The sequence below is a fragment of the Actinoallomurus liliacearum genome (assembly GCF_039542035.1).
Taxonomy (GTDB): Bacteria; Actinomycetota; Actinomycetes; order Streptosporangiales; family Streptosporangiaceae; genus Actinoallomurus; species Actinoallomurus liliacearum.
Genome location: NZ_BAABHJ010000008.1, coordinates 885420 through 901847, shown reverse-complemented (window position 1 = coordinate 901847; position 16428 = coordinate 885420). Strand labels below are relative to the sequence as shown.

Below are 16428 nucleotides of genomic sequence, written 5' to 3'. Positions count from 1 at the left end.
GGATCCGTCCTTCCGTCCACGGTCATCAGATCCCCCACTCGATGTGATGAGGCCCGAACAACAGTCCCTGACCCCTCAGATGGTCGGTGACCTGCCGGAGGTGCTGGGGCGTCGGCTTGTAGTGGCCGCTCTGTCGCGAGATGGCCATGAGGTTACCGTTCACCACCTCGAGCTCCCCGGCCCCGGCGACCGGACCTCCCGCGAGGAAGCTCGAGTGGTGGAACTGACCGATGACCTGAGTGTTCGAGGCGTAGAGATTGCCGTGTTCGTCCATGACGTAGATGGCCCGCCCCCGGTCGGGTGTCCATGCGGACGTCCCCCTCCTCGTGTCGAAGAGACGGCCCGAGGAGTCGTACAGGCGCCCGTCGCTCCCCACCGTCAGGCGGTACCGCTGGCGTGCCGCGTCGTCGAGGTACTGGACCTGTGACCCGTGAGTCCAGGACTTGTTGGGCGCGGGCAGGTGTTCGCCCCGGTACTCGCGCTCCATCTCCTTCATCTTGAAGCGCGGTGGCCTCGGACGTGCGTGAGCCGCCGTCCCCTCCTCCTTCCGGAGGAATCGGAAGAATTTCTGCGCAGCCTTGAAGATTCCCGCGCCCGCTCCGCTAGCCACCCAGGACGGCGTTCATGGCGAGGCTGACGCAGAGGTTCACCAGCCTGCTGGTGATCTCTTTGAAGACCGGGATCTCCATGAGGGAGCCGCCCGCCGTCACCGCGGAGGTCGCGAAGGCCTGAGCGATCTCGATCGCCAACTGGACGAGCTGGACGATGACGTTGATCTTCAGCGCGATCACGATCGCGGAGCAGATCATCAGACCGGCGCCGATGATGTCGCCGCCCGTCTTGCCGTCCAGGAGGTTGTTGTGCGGAGCCTCCTTGGCGTTCCAGGTGTTCGCGAACGCCTGGACGCCCTCTCCCTTGTGCTGAGTCCAGATCGAGGTGGCGTGGGCGTTCGCGTCGCCGACCGGCTGATCCATCGTGCTGGTGAACCCGAGCCAGCCGCTGCCCATGTTGAGCAGCTTGTCCTCGTCGCTCATCGGCCACGTGTAGCCGAGATCGTTGAGAAGCGTGGCGAGCGCGCCGGGCAACTGCAGACCCATCCCATCACCCCAGAATTTTGCGGACGTCGTTCATCTCACCGGTGTTCGCCTGCTCGCCCGTCTCGTAGGCGGTCGCGAGGTCGTGCACGCCCTGCACGTGACCCCTCATCGCGCCGGTGTTGTCGTCGTACGATCCGAACGCCAATTCGTGGATGGCCTGGTAGAAGCCGGCGATCAGTGAGCCGAGGTCATCGGTGCCGAAGGCGTCCGACTGAGCCCCGAGCTCCTGCTGGAAGCCCGCGGACTGCGACTGCAGTGTGTTGGTCGCCGTGTTGATGCCACCGGCCGCCTCGCGCATCTTCGCCGGATCGACCTCGAGTTCGTCACCCACGTCACCCATCCGCTCACTCCGGTCCTTCGATGCTCGACATGATGTCGCGCAGCGCACGCGTGTACGTGCGCATCTGGTCGATGCTCATGTCCTGGGCCGCACTCACCCGCTTGCGCAGTTCCTCGGCGTCCGCCCCGCCGGCACGCCCGCCGGGACCGACCTCGGCCCCCAGGTCGTCCAGGGCGGCGTTCACGGCGATCCGGAGCTGCTCGGCCAGCTCGTGCGACGCCATCCGCATCGCCTGCCGTTCGACCGTCACCGACTCGACCCGGCCGACCATCGCGACGGCCCGGATCCGCCCGCGCGCGCTCTCCCCTTCGCCGCGGGCGTCGGCGGTGGCGCCGGTGACCGTGAGCGCGTCCTCCAGGTTGCGCCGAGTGAGGCCGAACAGGTCCTCCAGGCCGCGCGGAGTCGGGTCGCCGCTGATCCGGGTGCGTTCCCGGATGCGTGCCATCGCGTCCGTGATGCCCTGCGTGATGACCTCCAGCCGGCGGAGGCTCTCGTTCTGCACCGCGCGCAGGGTCTCCGCGAGCGCCGCGAGGTCGGGAACCGGGCCCGCCGCCGCGGCGGACCTGCCACGCTGGTCGTCGAGCGCGGCGTTGACGGCCTCGGTGACGAGGCCGCCGAAATCCTCGGGAGACAGGCGGAGCACGCGGGGGTCGAGTGTGACGGACTCGACGCGTCCGCCGTGCACGGACGCTCGGACCCGCTCGTCGGAAGCCTGCCCCTCGCCGCGGACCATCGCCTCCTCAGGAGAGGGTCTCTTCGTGCGCAGCGATTCGATCGCGGCGTGCGTCTCGCGCATCAGGCGCTCCAGCTCGACGTCGTCGAGTGGCTCTGGCACCGAGAGTCCCCCCTTTATGCGATTCGACCGTGTCTACTTTACGTTTTCCGTACCTTGGTGTCCTTCCTCAAGCTCACCCCCTCAGGTACGACGCACGCGACCTCGATTTGGATCCTCCACAGCCGGGCGATCCGTCGTCGTTTCCCGGCACAGGGCTCGTTCACGGCAGATCGTCTAGAGTCTTCGACGAGTGGTGGGGAGGTGCGCGGTGGGCAGATTGAAGCCGGCGGCCGTCGCCGTCGCGGGCGGCCTGGGACTGGCGACCGTGGTCACCGTTCCCATCGCGCTGACCGCACGACCGAGCGGCGCGGCGGGGATGCCGGTCATGCGAGCGGCCCAGACGACGAAGAAGACGAGCGCGAGGCCGACCCGGCACACGACGACGCCGAAGCCGCCGAGTCACACCCCGACGCCGAAGACCACCCCCACGCCCACACCCACGCCCGCGCCCACGGTCACCAAGACGGTGGCGCCACCACAGCGGTGTGACGTCGCCAACGGATATCCCGCATCCGGCATGACGGCGGCGCCGTACCCCCAGTTGATGCTCGACTTCACCGACGTCTGGCCGCTGACCCGCGGCGAGGGCGTGAAGGTCGCCATCGTGGACAGTGGCGTCGACACCTCGCATCCGCAGTTGCCGTCGATCGACACGTACGACGTGACGAACACCGACAAACGCGACTGCAACGGTCACGGCACCATGGTCGCCGGCATCATCGCGGCGCAGGACCAGCGGAGCAGCCACGTGCCGTTCCTCGGCGTCGCGCCGAAGGTCCAGCTCATCTCCGTGAAGGCCGCCACTCAGGACACCGACAACCCGCCCCGCCCGGTGGCCGAGGGGATCCGGCGGGCCGCCGACCTCGGCGCCGACGTCATCAACGTCTCCATCACGCTGGCGAACTACTCGTTCCTCAAGAGCGCGGTGGAGTACGCCCAGCACAAGGGCGCACTCGTCGTCGCGGCCGCCGGCAACATCGACACCACCAAGAAGACCACCGAACAGGAGCTCTATCCGGCCAGCTACGACGGCGTCATCTCGGTCGGCGCGGTCGGAAGTGACGGGAAGGTCGCCGACTTCACCGACACCAAGTCACGCGTGTCGGTCGTCGCGCCGGGCGTGGACGTGAACAGCACGTGGCCCCACGACTCCTACGCCAGCAGGCCCGGGACGAGCTTCGCCGCGCCGTACGTCACCGCCACGGCCGCGCTCATCAAGGCGTACCACCCGAGCCTGACCGCGGCCCAGATCAAGCACCGGATCGAGGTGACCGCCGACGGCCGCACCTCGGTCGGTTCCGGCGCCGGAATCCTCAATCCCCTCCGGGCCGTGACCGCGGTGCTGCCGGAGGAGAACGGCCAGGCGGGCACGGCCACCGTCAAGCCCAAGCCGGTGGCGATCGTCACCGCGGAGCACAAGGACACCTTCAGCCGTACGGTCGCGCTGTCCTTCGTCGGCGGAGCGCTCGGCATCGCCGGCGCGGTCGTCGCGGGCGGCATCATCATCCCGGCGGGTCGCCGCCGCAACTGGCGCCCCGGCCGCCGTACGCCGTCGTCCGAGCGGGAAGAGACGGGCTGACGGGCTGCGGGATCTCCCTTAGCAAGATCAACACCATTAAGGTGGAGGAAACCGCCCCTTGAATGGCGATTTCCCGGAGGACACATGGCGTCGGACAACGGTTTCTTCGGTCACACCGGGAACGAAGAGTTCGATCGGATCCTGGCGCAGGTCGGCGAGCAGATGCAGCGGTTCGAGGAGGCGCGGAAAGAGCTCTCTTCGCTGAAGGGGCGGGCCACCGCCGCCGACGGCCAGGTCGAGGTCGAAGTCCTGCCCAGCGGCGCGCTGTCGTCGCTGCAGATCAACCCGCGGGCGATGCGCCTCGGGTCGGAGGCGCTCGCCGAGGCCATCCTCGAGGCGGCCGGGAACGCCGCCAAAGAGGCCGCCGACCGCATGAACGAGATCATGGGCTCCGTGACCGGGCGCAGCGCCGACTTCAGCCAGATGCTGCAGGGAAAGCTGCTCAGCCTGAACCCGGAGGCGGAGTCCGACCTCCACGACCCGCAGCTCACGGACGCGATGCGGCAGTTCCAGGAGATGCGTCGCCGGTACGGGCTCTGAGCGCCGCGGTCAGTAGTACGTCCAGCCCCCGTGCTGCGTGTTCTTGACCTTGATGTCGTCGAAGTCGGTGTCCTTGGTGAGGCTGCCGCTCCCGCGGTTCGGCTGCGGCTGCGGGAAGGCGGTCTCGGAGGAGGCCAGCGCGGCGATGTTGCCGAGGTTGTAGAGCAGCGCCACGACGACCGACCCGACCCCGACGGCCGTCACGCCCATGAGGACCGCGCCGGTGGCGTTCTTCAGCGCCTCGACGATCGGGGCGTCCGGTGGGAAGGCCGCCTCCGCGAGCTCGCAGGCGATGATGGTCGCGAGCAGCAGGTCCGCGACGATGCCGACCGTGTGCATGATCTGGTGGATCTGCGTCTGGGCGTTCTGCACGGCGGTGGACATCGTCCCCAGCGCCTGGTCGGTCTGGTAGAACTCGTTCTTGACCGTGGCGATGAACTTGTCGAACTGCTGACGGTCCGCGCCCTCCGGCCAGGCGGCCTGGATCGCCTTGACCTTGTTGTCCCAGTCGTTGAACCGCATGTCCTGGAGGTTCTGGCTCCCCGAGCGCCAGGCGTTCCAGCTCTTCTCGATGTCGTCGTCGCCCCACGGCTTGGCCAGGAGCCAGATCGCCCCCGCCCCCGCCGCGGGAATCGCGAGCCGACCGGCGAACTGGATCTTGGAGAAGGCCGGGATCCACCTCGCCAGCAGCTTCATCAGGCCCATCGCGCCGACTTCGACACCGGCGGTGTAAGCCTCGCCCTCACCTGCCATTGACGGTCCTCCTCGTTCGGGTGTGCGCGGACGCCGGCCCAGTGGGCGCGGCCGGTCCAGTGCGAAGAGCCGGCTCAGCGCGCGGAGCCGGTCCAGTGGGCGGACGCCGGTCTAGTGGTACGAGTCGTCGCTCTTCTTGGCCGTGTTGAACTCCTCGGTGTCCTTGGACACCCGCTGCTCGAGTTCGTGCACCTTGGCCGCCGCCTTGGACTGGTCGGTGACACCGTTGGCGGCCTGGTAGGCGGCCCGGGCGTTCTCCAGTTCCTTCTCGTCGTAGTGAAGCGCGACGCTGTACAGGCCGGCGTTCACGCCGTGCAGGCACTTGACGGCGTCTTTCAGCTGACGGAGCTGGTAGTCGCGGGCCGGATGGTAATTACCGCTGACGGTCATGGCGCCGATCACACCCCACGACATGGCCGGCAGCTCGGTGTTCTGGTCGACGAGCGTCTTCACGGACTCGACCAGCGGCAGGAGCGTGTTGGAGAAATCGCTCGCGGCGGTCTTCAGCGCGGCGGTGTTGACTTCGACCACGTGGCCTCCTTCGCTACCGATCCAAGATCGGTTGACAAGAGGCTAACCGCCGGTGTCCCTCTATCGCTAGGCAGGAGGACGTTTGTGCGGCCCGTGGGGCTCCCATGTCCGCCCGGCATCAGCCGGCAGGATGGTCTCGCCACTCGCCGAGGCCGGTCTCGGCGACCAGGCGATGGAGCTCGCTGATCCTCTCGGCGTCGTCGGTCTCGCTGAACGCGCCGATGTGAATCCGCCCGGGAACGCCCGGTGCCATGGCGCGAAGATACCGGTCGAAGGCCAGGGGTATCGATGGGACGGCGACCGTGTCGTACCAGAGAGTGACGTAGTGCACGCGACCGATCTTGGAGAGGCCCACCGCCTCGATCGCCGATGCGGGGATGACTCCGGCTCCATCGCGCCCCCGCGCGGTGAGTCCCGCACCCGACAAGGTGATCATCAACGGATTACGTATTCCGATCACGGCGAACATCGCGCCGACTGCGATTCCTAACGCCCCGAGAATGCACCAGTACGGGTTGTAGAGGAACCCGGCCGCTGACGCGACGACCCCCACGCCACCGAAGACCGCCGTGAGCCGAGCCAGTCCGGCTCGGTTGTTGTGCAGGCAGAACTCACCTTGAGGCATGCCGTCATGGTATCGAGCCGATCGCCACGGACTCGGGCTCTCGATTAGGCTCGGTGGGCGGTGCAGCGTCCAATCAGGGAGGGCGACGTGTTCGAAGGAAGCCTCGAGGCGGCCCAGATCGCCGTTTACACCACCGCGGCGGCCTCGTTAATCATTCCCGCTGCAGGCCCGCTCGCGGTCGACATGTACAAGTCGCAATGCGATCCATCGGCCTTCTGGTCCGGCGCCGAGACCTGGTGGCAGGTGGCGGATACGATGTGGACGGCCGCCGGCCAGGCGCAGAAAGTCCACGACAAAGCGGAAAGCGATGACTGGTCCGGCGGCGATCCCGAGGCGTTCAAGAAACAGCTCAGCGAATACAAGACCCAGCTTGAGCTCTCCGCTCTGCTGTGTAATCTCATCGCCATCGTGCTCTGGGTGACCGCGGTGCTGCTGTTCTTGCTCATCCTGGCGATGGTGTTCATCGCGGCGATCCTGGCCGCGTTCCTGATTCTCATCGCCGCGGAGACCGCGATCACCCTCGGCGCCGGGTACGGCGCGATCGTGGCCGAGGTGAGCTCGATGGTGAGTTCGATCAACGTGGGCTTCTGGGAACCCATGTCGGGAATGCTGGAGACGACGCTCAACTCCTTCGCCCTGTTGCTGGGCGGCTCCCTGATCGCGGAGTTGGCCGGTCAGGTCGTGACCGGTAACCCGGGAGCCTTGAAGGACGTGGTGTTCGCCCAGGCCCCCGCGATCGACGTCATCTTCCGGGGAACGCTGAACCGGCTCGAGCGCAAGGCGACCGCCGACCTGATGGCCGGCGGGGTCGACACCAGGACCACGGCCCTGTCCAAGATCCCGCTGATCCAGAAGATCCCCTTCCTCGAGAAGGCCGTCGGCGCCTTTCCCGACATCACGAAGATCGTTCCTGATGGTCCCGTGGCACGGATCGTCGGCCTTGGCGCCATGGCCAAGGGAAGCGGCGGCGACACGGCGACGCAGAATTATCCGCTTACCGGGAAGCTCATCGGCAGGGACAACGACCAGGTCGGCTGACCGGGGTCCGGCTCAGTCCTGGCGGAGGCGGCGCTGTAACCGGTCGATGAGATCTTTGGAATCGCCGATCGCGCCGGTGAAGACGTCGCGCATCATGTCGATGCTCTCCTGCAGGCCCTCTTTGTCGGCGACGATCCCGGCCGGGTTCTGCGTACCGAACAGATCGCTCATCACGGCGTCGGACTGTCTGCGGCTGTCGGCCCTGGCCTCGTGGCTCAGCCGCAGGATCGTCTCGGCCAGGTCGGCCGACCCCATGCGCATCGCCCGCGGATTGATCTCCAACCCGTCGATCCCGCCGTCGCGCCACGTCACCTTGATGTAGCCGTCGTCGGTGACCGCCGTGCCGGTGATCCCGGCCATTCTCTCCTGTAACAGCCGGGCCTTCTGGAAGTACTCCGTCGCCTCGCCCGCCATCGCGTCCAGGGCCTGCCACAGACCGTCGTTCTGCTCCATCGCCGTCTTTCCGATCGCTCGTGGTCGGTGGGCCGGGGCGGTCATGCCTCGGTAACGGTGCTCTTCTGCTCGGAGTCGTCCCAGATCCTGGCTGTCTTGTAGAGGTTCTCGCCGATCACGTGAGCTTTTTCGACCTTGGACTGCATGTCCTTGATCAGGTAGGCGCTGGCCTCGGTGTAGGCGATGGCGAGCGCGTACGTGACGGCGGTGAATGCGCTTTCCGCGAGATGTAACGCACCTGCCTGGGCGATGGCCTTGTTCAGTTCCGGGGTAACCGTGGTTTCGAACTGCTTTCCCAGTGCCCGGATGTTCCCCGTGTTGTGTACGATCTCGTCGCCGTTGCCCATATAATCCCCCTGAACCCGGTAGATCGAGTTCGTACAACCTACCTCACGTGATCGTGTAAGAATCGTGCCAGAGGTCACATTCGCCATCTAACGGCGGCGGTTCGGTTTCGTTTGTTAATTCTGGACCAGCCGAAAATTCGATTTGCTGCAATGGCTGAAGCCAGAACCAGAGAATTGAGTGGTTCGGCGGGTTCGCGCAGGATCAGCACCTGTGCGCCGCCCTCCATCAGCATGTCGGCGACCAGGGCTCCCGAGGTGTCGCATAGCCGCATCTCCCGGAACGGCCCGCTGAGTGTGGCGACCGGTTCTCCCCGTGGGCCCGTGATGGCGAGTCGGGGGGTGGCGAATCTCCGGGAGCGTTGCTCGATCATTCCCAGCGCGCCGCCCCCGGGATCGACGACTCTGATCGGGCACCGGCGCCCCTCCAGGGCCATGATCGGCCGACCGTCCAGGGCCGAGACGATCACGCGTTCGTCCCCGGCGGCCCTGGCCAGCACGTTGCCACCGCGATCGCACAACTCCAGCCCGACCTGGCGGATCAGCCCGGCCGTCTGCTGACGTAACACGATCGTCCGGTGCTCAGGGATCACGGCGCCGACTCCCTACTCCGCCTCGGTGTCTCACCAGGATCCGCGTCGACGGCCCGGTCGAGGCCGGCGACCTCCGGTCATGGCTGCGCACCGTCCACTTGCGCGGTCTGGATGAGGCGGGTGCCGCTGCGGCGGTCGACCAGGTAGCCGCGGCCCGGGGGCAGCTTGTGGCCCTTGATGTTGCCGAGCAGGACGCCTTCATCCTTGTTGCCGGACATCACCATGCCGGGGGAACCCATCTCCTTGATGCGCTGGATGACCGGGTCGTACAGGGCGCGACCGGCGCCGCCGTAGGAACGGGACACGATGACGTGCAGGCCGATGTCCCGCGCCTGCGGGAGGAGCTCGGCGATGCCCCGCAGCGGGTTCTCCGAGGTCGCGACCATGTCGTAGTCGTCGATGATCAGGAACAACTCCGGCCCGGTCCACCAGGACCTGCTGCGCAACTGGTCCGGGGTCAGGTCCGACGGGGGCAGCCGCTTGGTCATCGCCGCCTGGATGTCCTTGACCAGGGTGGCGGCGGCGGTGGAGGACGCGGCGTACCCGATGCGGTGTTCGAGCTCGGCCGCGTCCAGCAGCGCCCGGCTGTAGTCGATGAAGATCATCCGGGCGTTCTCGGGCTCGTAGCGCTCGGCGATGCTCTTCGTGATGACGCGGAGCAGGTTGGACTTGCCGCACTCGGCGTCGCCGAAGATCAGGAAGTGCGGGTCGTGCGCGAAGTCCAGGTACACCGGCGACAGCGCGTCCTCGTCGATGCCGATCGGGATCCGGGCGCCGGTCTGCGCGGCCGGCGGCAACTGCTCGATGGGCAGGAGGCTCGGCAGCATGCGGACCTGCGGCGCGGCCGGCCCGTGCCAGGAGTCCGCGATGGAGCGGACGAGCTTGCCGACCCCGTCGGAGAGGGAGTCCGCGGCGACGTCGCCGTCGATCCGGGGCAGCGCGGTGAGGAAGTGCAGCCCGTCGGGGGTGAGGCCACGGCCGGGCCGTCCGGTCGGGACGTTGTCGGCGAGCTTGCGGTTGATCTCGGACTCGAAGGCGTCGCCGAGGCGCAGTTCGAGTTTGGTGCCGAACAGGTCGCGGACGCTCGACCGGAACTCGGTCCACTTGTTGGTCGCCGCGACGACGTGGACGCCGTACCCGAGGCCGCGCGCGGCGAGCTGGGTGATGGTGCCCTCGAGGTTCTCGTAGTCCTGGCGCAGCGTGAGCCAGTTGTCGACGACGAGGAACACGTCGCCGTAGCCGTCCCCGGCGTACTCGCCGGAGGCCCGCAGGCGCCGGAAGGTGGCCATCGAGTCGATCCCGCGCTCGGCGAACTCCTGCTCGCGGCGGTCGAGCAGCTGGGTGACCTCCGCCACGGTGCGGCGCACCCGGTCGGCGTCGAGGCGGCTCGCGACGCCGCCGATGTGCGGCAGGCCGGCCAGCGCCCCCAGCGTGCCACCACCGAAGTCGAGGCAGTAGAACTGCGCCTCCTGCGGCGTGTGCAACAGTGCCAGCGAGGCGATCAGGGTCCGGAGGGCGGTGGACTTCCCGGACTGCGGGCCGCCCGCGATCCCGACGTGGCCGGCCGCGCCCGACAGGTCCACCCAGTACGGGTCGCGGCGCTGCTGGAAGGGCTTGTCCACGATGCCGGCGACGGCGAGCATCCTGCCGCGACCGTCCCAGCCCGCCGGGGTGGTCAGGCCGTGCTGAGACGTCGGCGCCAGCGCCGGCAGCAGTTGGTCGAGCGTCGGCGGCTCGTCCAGCGGCGGCAGCCAGATCTGGTGCGGCGGCGGGCCGTACCCCTCGAGCTGGCGGACGACGACGTCGAACAGGGAGTCCTGGCTGTTCTGCTGCTCCGCCTCCTCGGACTGGGGCTCCTCGACGACCTGGGGCCGGATGTAGTCCGGGAGGTACGGCACGATCTGCCGTACGACCGTGCTGCGACCGGCTCCGGAGGACACCTCGGCCTCCACAGGCCCGGAGACGTACGCCGCCTTGAACCGGACCATCGACTCGGTGCCGATCTTCAGGTAGCCGTTACCGGGCGCCTGCGGCAGCTCGTACGCGTCGGGCACGCCGAGGACGACGCGCGACTCCATGGCCGAGAAGGTCCGCAGGCCGACGCGGTAGGACAGGTGGGTGTCCAGGCCGCGCAGCTTGCCCTCCTCGAGGCGCTGCGAGGCGAGCAGCAGGTGCACGCCCAGCGACCGGCCGAGCCGGCCGATCATGACGAACAGCTCGGCGAAGTCGGGCTTGGCCGACAGCAGCTCGGAGAACTCGTCCAGCACCACGAACAACGTGGGAAGGGGGGCGAGCGGTGCCCCCTCCGTGCGGGCGCGCTCGTAGTCGCGCAGCGAGGCGTAGTTGCCGGCCGCCCGGAGGAGCTCCTGGCGGCGCACCATCTCGCCGTGCAGCGCGTCGTACATCCGGTCGACCAGCGGGAGCTCGTCCTCGAGGTTGGTGATGATCGCCGAGACGTGCTGCAGACCGTCCATGCCCAGGAACGTCGCGCCGCCCTTGAAATCGACGAGGACGAAGTTGAGGATCTCCGAGGAGTGCGTCATCGCCAGGCCCAGCACGAGCGTGCGCAGCAGTTCGGACTTGCCCGAACCGGTCGCGCCGATGACCAGCCCGTGCGGGCCATACCCGCCCTGCGCGGCCTCCTTGATGTCCAGGTCGACCGCGCGGCCGTCACCGTCGATGCCGATCGGCACCCGGAGCCGGTTGCGCTGGGCGCGGGGCCGCCAGACGACGGTGGGGTCGACGTTGTACGGGTCCTGCACGCCGAGCAGGGACGTCAGCGTGAGGTCGGCCGACAGCGCGTCGTCGTCCGGTGCGCTGGCGGAGCTGGTCCGCAGCGGGCTGAGCTGCCGGGCCAGCGCCTCGACCTGCTGGATCGAGATGTCGTCCGGCCGGCAGATCGGCCGGGCCACGTCCTTTCCCGTACGGTCGCGCTGCAGCATGGAGACGCGGTCGGGCGTGACATCGAGCCGCAGCATGTGCGCGTCGCCGACCGGGTTGGTCGTGCCGGTGAGGTCGATGACGCAGACGCCGTCGATGCCGTCCGCGGCGATCTGGGAGTCGTACGACGCCTCGCCGCCGTCGACGATCACGATGTGGTAGGGCAGGTCGGAGGCGGTGAGGCCGGGGCTGAACCGCGGCCGGTCCTTCATCTCCGCGCCGAGCAGCGACTCCAGTTCCGTCATCGTGCGGGCGAGCAGGCGGACCTGCCCCGCGGCGTCGTACTCCGTCGGGTGCAGCGCGTGCGGCAGCCACTTCACCCACTGCCACCACGGCATCCGCTCCGGGGAGGCGCACACCGAGACGCGCACGTCGTCGGGGGAGTGCAGGGCGGCGATCTGCCCGACCATCGCGCGGACCATGCCGTAGACGGCGGCCGGATCACCCGTCGGATAGATGCGCGCGAACGACGCCAGGTTGATGGCCACCGGCAGGTCGGGCACGTTGGAGTGCGTGCGCATGAAGCGGCGCAGGGCGCCCGCGCTCATCGGCTCCAGGTCCTCGACCGGCTTGGTCTCCGGGGGGATGAGCTGCACGGCCAGCTTCTGCGCGCCCGTCCCGATGCGCACCTGCCCGAAGTCCGGGTCGGCGGGACGGCGCTCCCACAGCCGGGCGCTCATCACGATGGACCACAGGCCCGAGGGGGTCGGGCTCATCCACTCCAGCGCCTCACGCTGCATCTTCGCGGCGCGGCGGACCTGGCGCCGGACCTGGCCGAGGTAGCGCAGGTAGTCGCGGCGCGCGCCGTTGAGCTTCATCTTGCGCTCGCCGCTCTGCCGGCCGACCTGGCCCAGCATCATGCCGAACATCGACAGGGCGAACATGCCGCTGGACACCCACTGCAGCGGGCTGGAGTTGGGGTTCACCACCATGAAGACCATCGCGCCCGCGCCCGCCGCCATCGGCAGGTACATGAGGACGTTCTGGAACGAGTTGCCGACCACCTCGGGTAGCTCGGGCGGCGACTCGAGCAGGATCTCGCCGCGCGGCATCTCCGGGGGTTGCCGGCGCTCCTTGCGTCGCACGAGGACGGTGCTCATCGGGCTTCTCTCCTGCGTCCAGCGGTCGAGCGCTCGTTTGTTGATAATTTTGGCGTCGTCTGGTCTGAGCTGTCATCTTAAGAGTCATCACCGGCGGAGTAAGTGATTCCTCCGGTGGTGAGCGATGTCATCGCCGGCCCGAGAGGAAGCGAGGAGTCGCGTGAGCCCGACCGCTGGAGCGGATCTGTGCAGGGTCACGGTCGTGGGGCCGAGTCGGAGGCTTGACATCTCGCTCCCGGCGGATGTGCCTTTCGCCGAACTTTTCCCGACCATTCTTCGACACGCCGGTGACGATTTGGCCAATGTCGGCCTCGGGCACGGCGGCTGGGTGCTGCAACGACTGGACGAGCCGCCCCTCGACCCCAGCGCGACGCCGAACCAGGCCGGCCTTCGCGACGGCCAGGTGGTCTACCTCCGTCCCGGAATGTCGCAGCTGCCGGAGATGGCCTTCGACGACGTCGCCGACGTGGTGGCGACGGGCGTCAACGAGAAGCCGGACCGCTGGCGTCCGGAGCACGCCCGCCGCGTCGGCATCGGCGTGGGCGCGGCCGCGCTGACCGTCGGATCGGTGCTCCCGCTGTTCTCCGGACCGCCCTGGATCGTGCCCGCCATCACCGCCGGCGCCGTCGGCCTGCTGCTGCTCGTCGCCGGGGTCACCCTGTCCCGGGCCATGGGCGACGGCGTCGCCGGTTCGGTCATCGGCCTGGTCGCGCTGCCGTACGCCTTCGTGGCCGGCCTGCTCGGCCCCATGAAGAAGACGACTCCGCCCTGGGACTTCGGGGCGCCGCACCTCGTCGCCGGGTTCGCCGCGGTGGTCCTGGTCGCGGTGATCGCGGCGTTCGCGATCGCCGACGGAGTGCCGACCTTCCTCGGTGCCGCCTTCGCCGCGCTGATGGGCACGATCGGCACGACGGTCGCCCTCTTCTACGACGGCGTCTCGGCGGGCGGTGTCGCGGCCGTCACGGTGGCGGTGACCCTCGCGTTGACGCCGCTCATCCCGACGCTGGCGTTCCGGATGGCCCGGGTGACGCTTCCGCCGGTCCCGACCAGCGCCGACGACCTGCGCCGCGACACGCTGATGGTGGACGGCCAGGCGGTGCTCGGCCGCACCCGGCGGGCCGACCGGTTCGTCACCGGGATGGCCGTGGGCATCGCGCTGGTCGGGCTGGTGGGCGAGTTCGCGCTCGCGTTCACCGACGGCTGGGCCGCGCCGGTCGCCTGCGCCGTGACGTCGCTGACCCTGCTGCTGCGCTCGAGGATCTTCCGCGGCCGCGCGCAGCGGCTGTGGTTCCTGCTCTCCGGGTTCGCCGGGCTGGTCATGCTGGCCGTCGGCCAGTCGCTGCACGCCACCGGGCAGGTGTCACGGGTCGTCGTGCTCATCTCCCTGGTCGTCGGCGCGCTCGTCGTCGTCGCGGTGGGCGGCTGGCTGCCGGAGAACCGCCCGTCGCCGTTCTGGGCGCGGGCGGGGGACATCGTGGAGATCCTGCTCATCGTCGCGTTGATCGCGCTCGCTCCCGGTGTGCTCGGCCTGTACGACTACATCCGCGATCTCGCGGGCTGACCCGGCGGAGAAGAGATGCAGACCAGGAAGGACCTCCTCCAGGCGCATCGGCTGATGACGCAACGCGCGTCCCAGGCGCTGATGCTCGGCGAGCCCGACACCCCCGAACAGCCGATGCGCCGGCTGAACGTCGCGTCCTTCATCGGCGTGATGGTCGCCATCCTCGTGATGGCGGGGTTCGGCATCATCGGGCTGATCAGAAACGGTGGGAGCACCCAGGGCCTGGAAGAGCCGGGGGCGATCATCATCGAGAAGGAGACCGGGGCGCGGTACATCTGGTGCCTCGACGGCAGCCGCAAGCTCTGCCCGGTGGCGAACTACACCTCGGCGAAGCTGCTGTCCGGCGCCGACGCCTCGAAGCAGCACCTCGTCTCCCGGGACTCCCTGGCGAAGTACGACCGCGGCCAGACCGTCGGCATCCCCGGCGCGCCCGACACCCTTCCCGACGCGAAAAAGCTGGTCAAGATGCCCTGGTCCGCCTGCGTGCGCGCGGCCGACCTGCCGAACGGGGGACACACCTCGCTGGTCACGCTCGTCGCCGGCAAGGCCGTCGGCGGCAACCCGCTCCCCGCCTACCAGGCGATCGTCGTCCAGGCCGACCAGCAGCCCTGGGTGATCTGGCACAACAAGCGGATGCGCGTGTCGGCGCAGGCGCTGCCCGCCCTCACGTCCACGGCGAGCGTGCCCAAGGTGGCGCCGAAGTGGCTCAACGCGCTCACCCCGGGCGCCGACTTCCGGGCGCCCGCGATCCCGGGTCTGGGCCAGAACACCACCGGACCGAACGGTCGGGGACGAGTGGGCCAGGTCTTCACCGTGCCCAACGTGACCGGGACCAACGCCGCGTCGTACGTGCTGATGGCCGACGGACTGGCCCCCGTCAGCGACATCGAGGCGCGTCTCCTCACGATCGACCCCGCGGTGAAGGCCGCCCTCGGCGACCAGGCCGGTCCGTACCGGATCAACCCCGACGCCTTCAGCGGCGCGCCGAAGCACGCCGGGAGCATTACGAATCCCGACCTGCAGGGCGGGATGCCGGGCTTCATCACCTACTCCGACACGACCCCGCTCTGCGCCACGTACAGCGACGTGAGCGGCAACGCCGGCGCCCAGGTGACGCTGGGCGCGGCGCTGTCGACGCCGCCCGACAACGCGTACGGCGGAGCGAGCAACGCGGACCAGTTGATCTTTCCGCCGGGCGGCGCGGCGCTGGTCGGCGTCCTTCCCGGACAGGGAAAGAGAGATGAGATCAACACCGTCTTTCTCGTCACTGACGGAAGACGATTCGCGCTGCAGTCGAAGGACGTGGCACAGAAACTCGGTTACACGCTGTCGACCGACGCGGTGCCGGTTCCGGCCGGTGTGGTGGGACTCATACCGAACGGACCGATACTCGACCCGACCGCAGCCCGGAATCCGATCGTCCAGGCTGGTCAGCCGAGCGCACAACCGACCGGATGAATATTCGGTCGCACTTAGTGAACGTCCGGATGCGAGGTATCGAATCTCCCTCTAATGTCATGGACAGGCGACGGCCGATACCTTTACAGTTATTTGCGATTCGCGTCATGATGCGTCACCTGTCGGTCTGTTCGACGGCGCCGGTCGCGGGGGTCGGCTGGTGGGGTGTCATCGTCGCCAACGGGGTGTGGCATGGGTGGAACCGTGCGACCGTTCCCCACGTCCGATAGCCAGACCGACGAGCGAGAGCGCGCACCACGCGACGTCACAGGAGGTGACCGATGGCCGAGTCCGGTACACACAAGGCCAATCACGCGGCCATGCGTCAGGCCGCGGGAGAGATCAACGACAAGGCCAACATCATCAAGGGCCTGCAGAACACGCTGGAAGGTCACAAGGACGACCTCATGCGTGGCTGGGGCGGCGAAGCGGCGATGACGTTCGGCGCGGTCCACAAGGAGTTCAACGAGGACTTCGCCAAGGTCATCCAGGCTCTCGAGGGCATGCACGAGGCGCTCACCAACACCGCGATCACCTTCGAGGCCAAGGAGCAGGAGAACCGCGAGGCGGCCAGCGAGGTGCAGCGGCTCCTGGCCGGCGGCTGATCCCGGCGGCACCGAGGACATGACGGACTCTTGACG

Annotated in this window: 17 protein-coding genes; 6 read left to right on the top strand and 11 right to left on the bottom strand. The window is 68.5% G+C overall.

What is annotated here, in order from left to right; all coding sequences use genetic code 11:
* Positions 1-25 precede the first annotated feature (25 nt).
* The 4 genes from ABD978_RS19050 to ABD978_RS19035 all read right to left on the bottom strand — a co-directional run bounded on the left by ABD978_RS19050 (position 26) and on the right by ABD978_RS19035 (position 2272).
* Positions 26-487, bottom strand: a complete 462-nt coding sequence (locus ABD978_RS19050; protein ID WP_345355689.1) for a hypothetical protein — start codon at positions 485-487, stop codon at positions 26-28.
* A gap of 115 nt (positions 488-602) precedes the next feature.
* Positions 603-1097, bottom strand: coding sequence for a WXG100-like domain-containing protein (locus tag ABD978_RS19045; RefSeq protein ID WP_345355687.1), 495 nt, complete (start codon positions 1095-1097; stop codon positions 603-605).
* 4 nt (positions 1098-1101) lie between these two features.
* Positions 1102-1437 (bottom strand): hypothetical protein, encoded by a 336-nt coding sequence (locus ABD978_RS19040; RefSeq protein ID WP_345355684.1) that lies wholly within the window; start codon positions 1435-1437, stop codon positions 1102-1104.
* 4 nt (positions 1438-1441) lie between these two features.
* Entirely contained in the window at positions 1442-2272 is an 831-nt protein-coding gene (locus ABD978_RS19035; RefSeq protein WP_345355681.1) for a hypothetical protein, read from the bottom strand.
* A gap of 208 nt (positions 2273-2480) precedes the next feature.
* On the opposite strand from ABD978_RS19035, the gene ABD978_RS19030 reads away from it, so the two are divergent.
* Together ABD978_RS19030 and ABD978_RS19025 are read left to right on the top strand one after the other, a co-directional pair.
* A complete protein-coding gene (locus ABD978_RS19030; RefSeq protein WP_345355678.1) occupies positions 2481-3851 on the top strand; it encodes a S8 family serine peptidase in 1371 nt (456 codons plus the stop codon).
* Positions 3852-3935: 84 nt separating this feature from the next.
* Positions 3936-4391 (top strand): YbaB/EbfC family nucleoid-associated protein, encoded by a 456-nt coding sequence (locus ABD978_RS19025; protein ID WP_345355675.1) that lies wholly within the window; start codon positions 3936-3938, stop codon positions 4389-4391.
* A gap of 9 nt (positions 4392-4400) precedes the next feature.
* Here ABD978_RS19025 and ABD978_RS19020 read toward each other — a convergent pair whose 3' ends face one another.
* The 3 genes from ABD978_RS19020 to ABD978_RS19010 form a co-directional block, all read right to left on the bottom strand.
* Positions 4401-5144, bottom strand: a complete 744-nt coding sequence (locus ABD978_RS19020) for a hypothetical protein (protein ID WP_345355672.1) — start codon at positions 5142-5144, stop codon at positions 4401-4403.
* Positions 5145-5255: 111 nt separating this feature from the next.
* On the bottom strand, positions 5256-5675 hold the full coding sequence (locus tag ABD978_RS19015) for a hypothetical protein (RefSeq protein ID WP_345355669.1): 420 nt from the start codon (positions 5673-5675) through the stop codon (positions 5256-5258).
* A 118-nt stretch (positions 5676-5793) separates the two neighbouring features.
* Complete coding sequence (locus tag ABD978_RS19010; protein ID WP_345355666.1) at positions 5794-6228, bottom strand: hypothetical protein; 435 nt, start codon at positions 6226-6228, stop codon at positions 5794-5796.
* A 159-nt stretch (positions 6229-6387) separates the two neighbouring features.
* Here ABD978_RS19010 and ABD978_RS19005 point away from each other — a divergent pair, with 159 nt between their 5' ends.
* Positions 6388-7338 (top strand): hypothetical protein, encoded by a 951-nt coding sequence (locus ABD978_RS19005; RefSeq protein WP_345355663.1) that lies wholly within the window; start codon positions 6388-6390, stop codon positions 7336-7338.
* 12 nt (positions 7339-7350) lie between these two features.
* Here the strand turns inward: ABD978_RS19005 and ABD978_RS19000 are convergent, their stop codons facing one another.
* The 4 genes from ABD978_RS19000 to eccCa all read right to left on the bottom strand — a co-directional run bounded on the left by ABD978_RS19000 (position 7351) and on the right by eccCa (position 12768).
* A complete protein-coding gene (locus tag ABD978_RS19000; protein WP_345355660.1) occupies positions 7351-7752 on the bottom strand; it encodes a YbaB/EbfC family nucleoid-associated protein in 402 nt (133 codons plus the stop codon).
* 80 nt (positions 7753-7832) lie between these two features.
* Entirely contained in the window at positions 7833-8138 is a 306-nt protein-coding gene (locus tag ABD978_RS18995; protein WP_345355657.1) for a hypothetical protein, read from the bottom strand.
* 74 nt (positions 8139-8212) lie between these two features.
* The gene (locus ABD978_RS18990; protein WP_345355654.1) at positions 8213-8728 is read right to left on the bottom strand and encodes a hypothetical protein; all 516 of its coding nucleotides are present in this window, start codon (positions 8726-8728) and stop codon (positions 8213-8215) included.
* 77 nt (positions 8729-8805) lie between these two features.
* The gene (gene eccCa / locus ABD978_RS18985; RefSeq protein WP_345355651.1) at positions 8806-12768 is read right to left on the bottom strand and encodes a type VII secretion protein EccCa; all 3963 of its coding nucleotides are present in this window, start codon (positions 12766-12768) and stop codon (positions 8806-8808) included.
* A gap of 124 nt (positions 12769-12892) precedes the next feature.
* On the opposite strand from eccCa, the gene eccD reads away from it, so the two are divergent.
* The 3 genes from eccD (at position 12893) to ABD978_RS18970 (ending at position 16392) form a co-directional block, all read left to right on the top strand.
* Positions 12893-14329, top strand: coding sequence for a type VII secretion integral membrane protein EccD (eccD, locus tag ABD978_RS18980; protein ID WP_345355648.1), 1437 nt, complete (start codon positions 12893-12895; stop codon positions 14327-14329).
* Between the two features lie 15 nt (positions 14330-14344).
* Entirely contained in the window at positions 14345-15787 is a 1443-nt protein-coding gene (gene eccB, locus ABD978_RS18975) for a type VII secretion protein EccB (protein ID WP_345355645.1), read from the top strand.
* Between the two features lie 281 nt (positions 15788-16068).
* The gene (locus ABD978_RS18970; protein WP_345355642.1) at positions 16069-16392 is read left to right on the top strand and encodes a WXG100 family type VII secretion target; all 324 of its coding nucleotides are present in this window, start codon (positions 16069-16071) and stop codon (positions 16390-16392) included.
* Positions 16393-16428: the final 36 nt, after the last annotated feature.

Bases quoted from the DNA above. Each gene is read 5' to 3' on its own strand.
- ABD978_RS19020 (WP_345355672.1), bottom strand. From the start codon at position 5,144: ATGGCAGGTGAGGGCGAGGCTTACACCGCCGGTGTCGAAGTCGGCGCG.
- eccB (WP_345355645.1), top strand. From the start codon at position 14,345: ATGCAGACCAGGAAGGACCTCCTCCAGGCGCATCGGCTGATGACGCAA.
- ABD978_RS19040 (WP_345355684.1), bottom strand. From the start codon at position 1,437: ATGGGTGACGTGGGTGACGAACTCGAGGTCGATCCGGCGAAGATGCGC.
- ABD978_RS19045 (WP_345355687.1), bottom strand. From the start codon at position 1,097: ATGGGTCTGCAGTTGCCCGGCGCGCTCGCCACGCTTCTCAACGATCTC.
- ABD978_RS19050 (WP_345355689.1), bottom strand. From the start codon at position 487: ATGGAGCGCGAGTACCGGGGCGAACACCTGCCCGCGCCCAACAAGTCC.
- ABD978_RS18995 (WP_345355657.1), bottom strand. From the start codon at position 8,138: ATGGGCAACGGCGACGAGATCGTACACAACACGGGGAACATCCGGGCA.
- eccCa (WP_345355651.1), bottom strand. From the start codon at position 12,768: ATGAGCACCGTCCTCGTGCGACGCAAGGAGCGCCGGCAACCCCCGGAG.
- eccD (WP_345355648.1), top strand. From the start codon at position 12,893: ATGTCATCGCCGGCCCGAGAGGAAGCGAGGAGTCGCGTGAGCCCGACC.
- ABD978_RS18970 (WP_345355642.1), top strand. From the start codon at position 16,069: ATGGCCGAGTCCGGTACACACAAGGCCAATCACGCGGCCATGCGTCAG.
- ABD978_RS19025 (WP_345355675.1), top strand. From the start codon at position 3,936: ATGGCGTCGGACAACGGTTTCTTCGGTCACACCGGGAACGAAGAGTTC.
- ABD978_RS19000 (WP_345355660.1), bottom strand. From the start codon at position 7,752: ATGGCGGGCGAGGCGACGGAGTACTTCCAGAAGGCCCGGCTGTTACAG.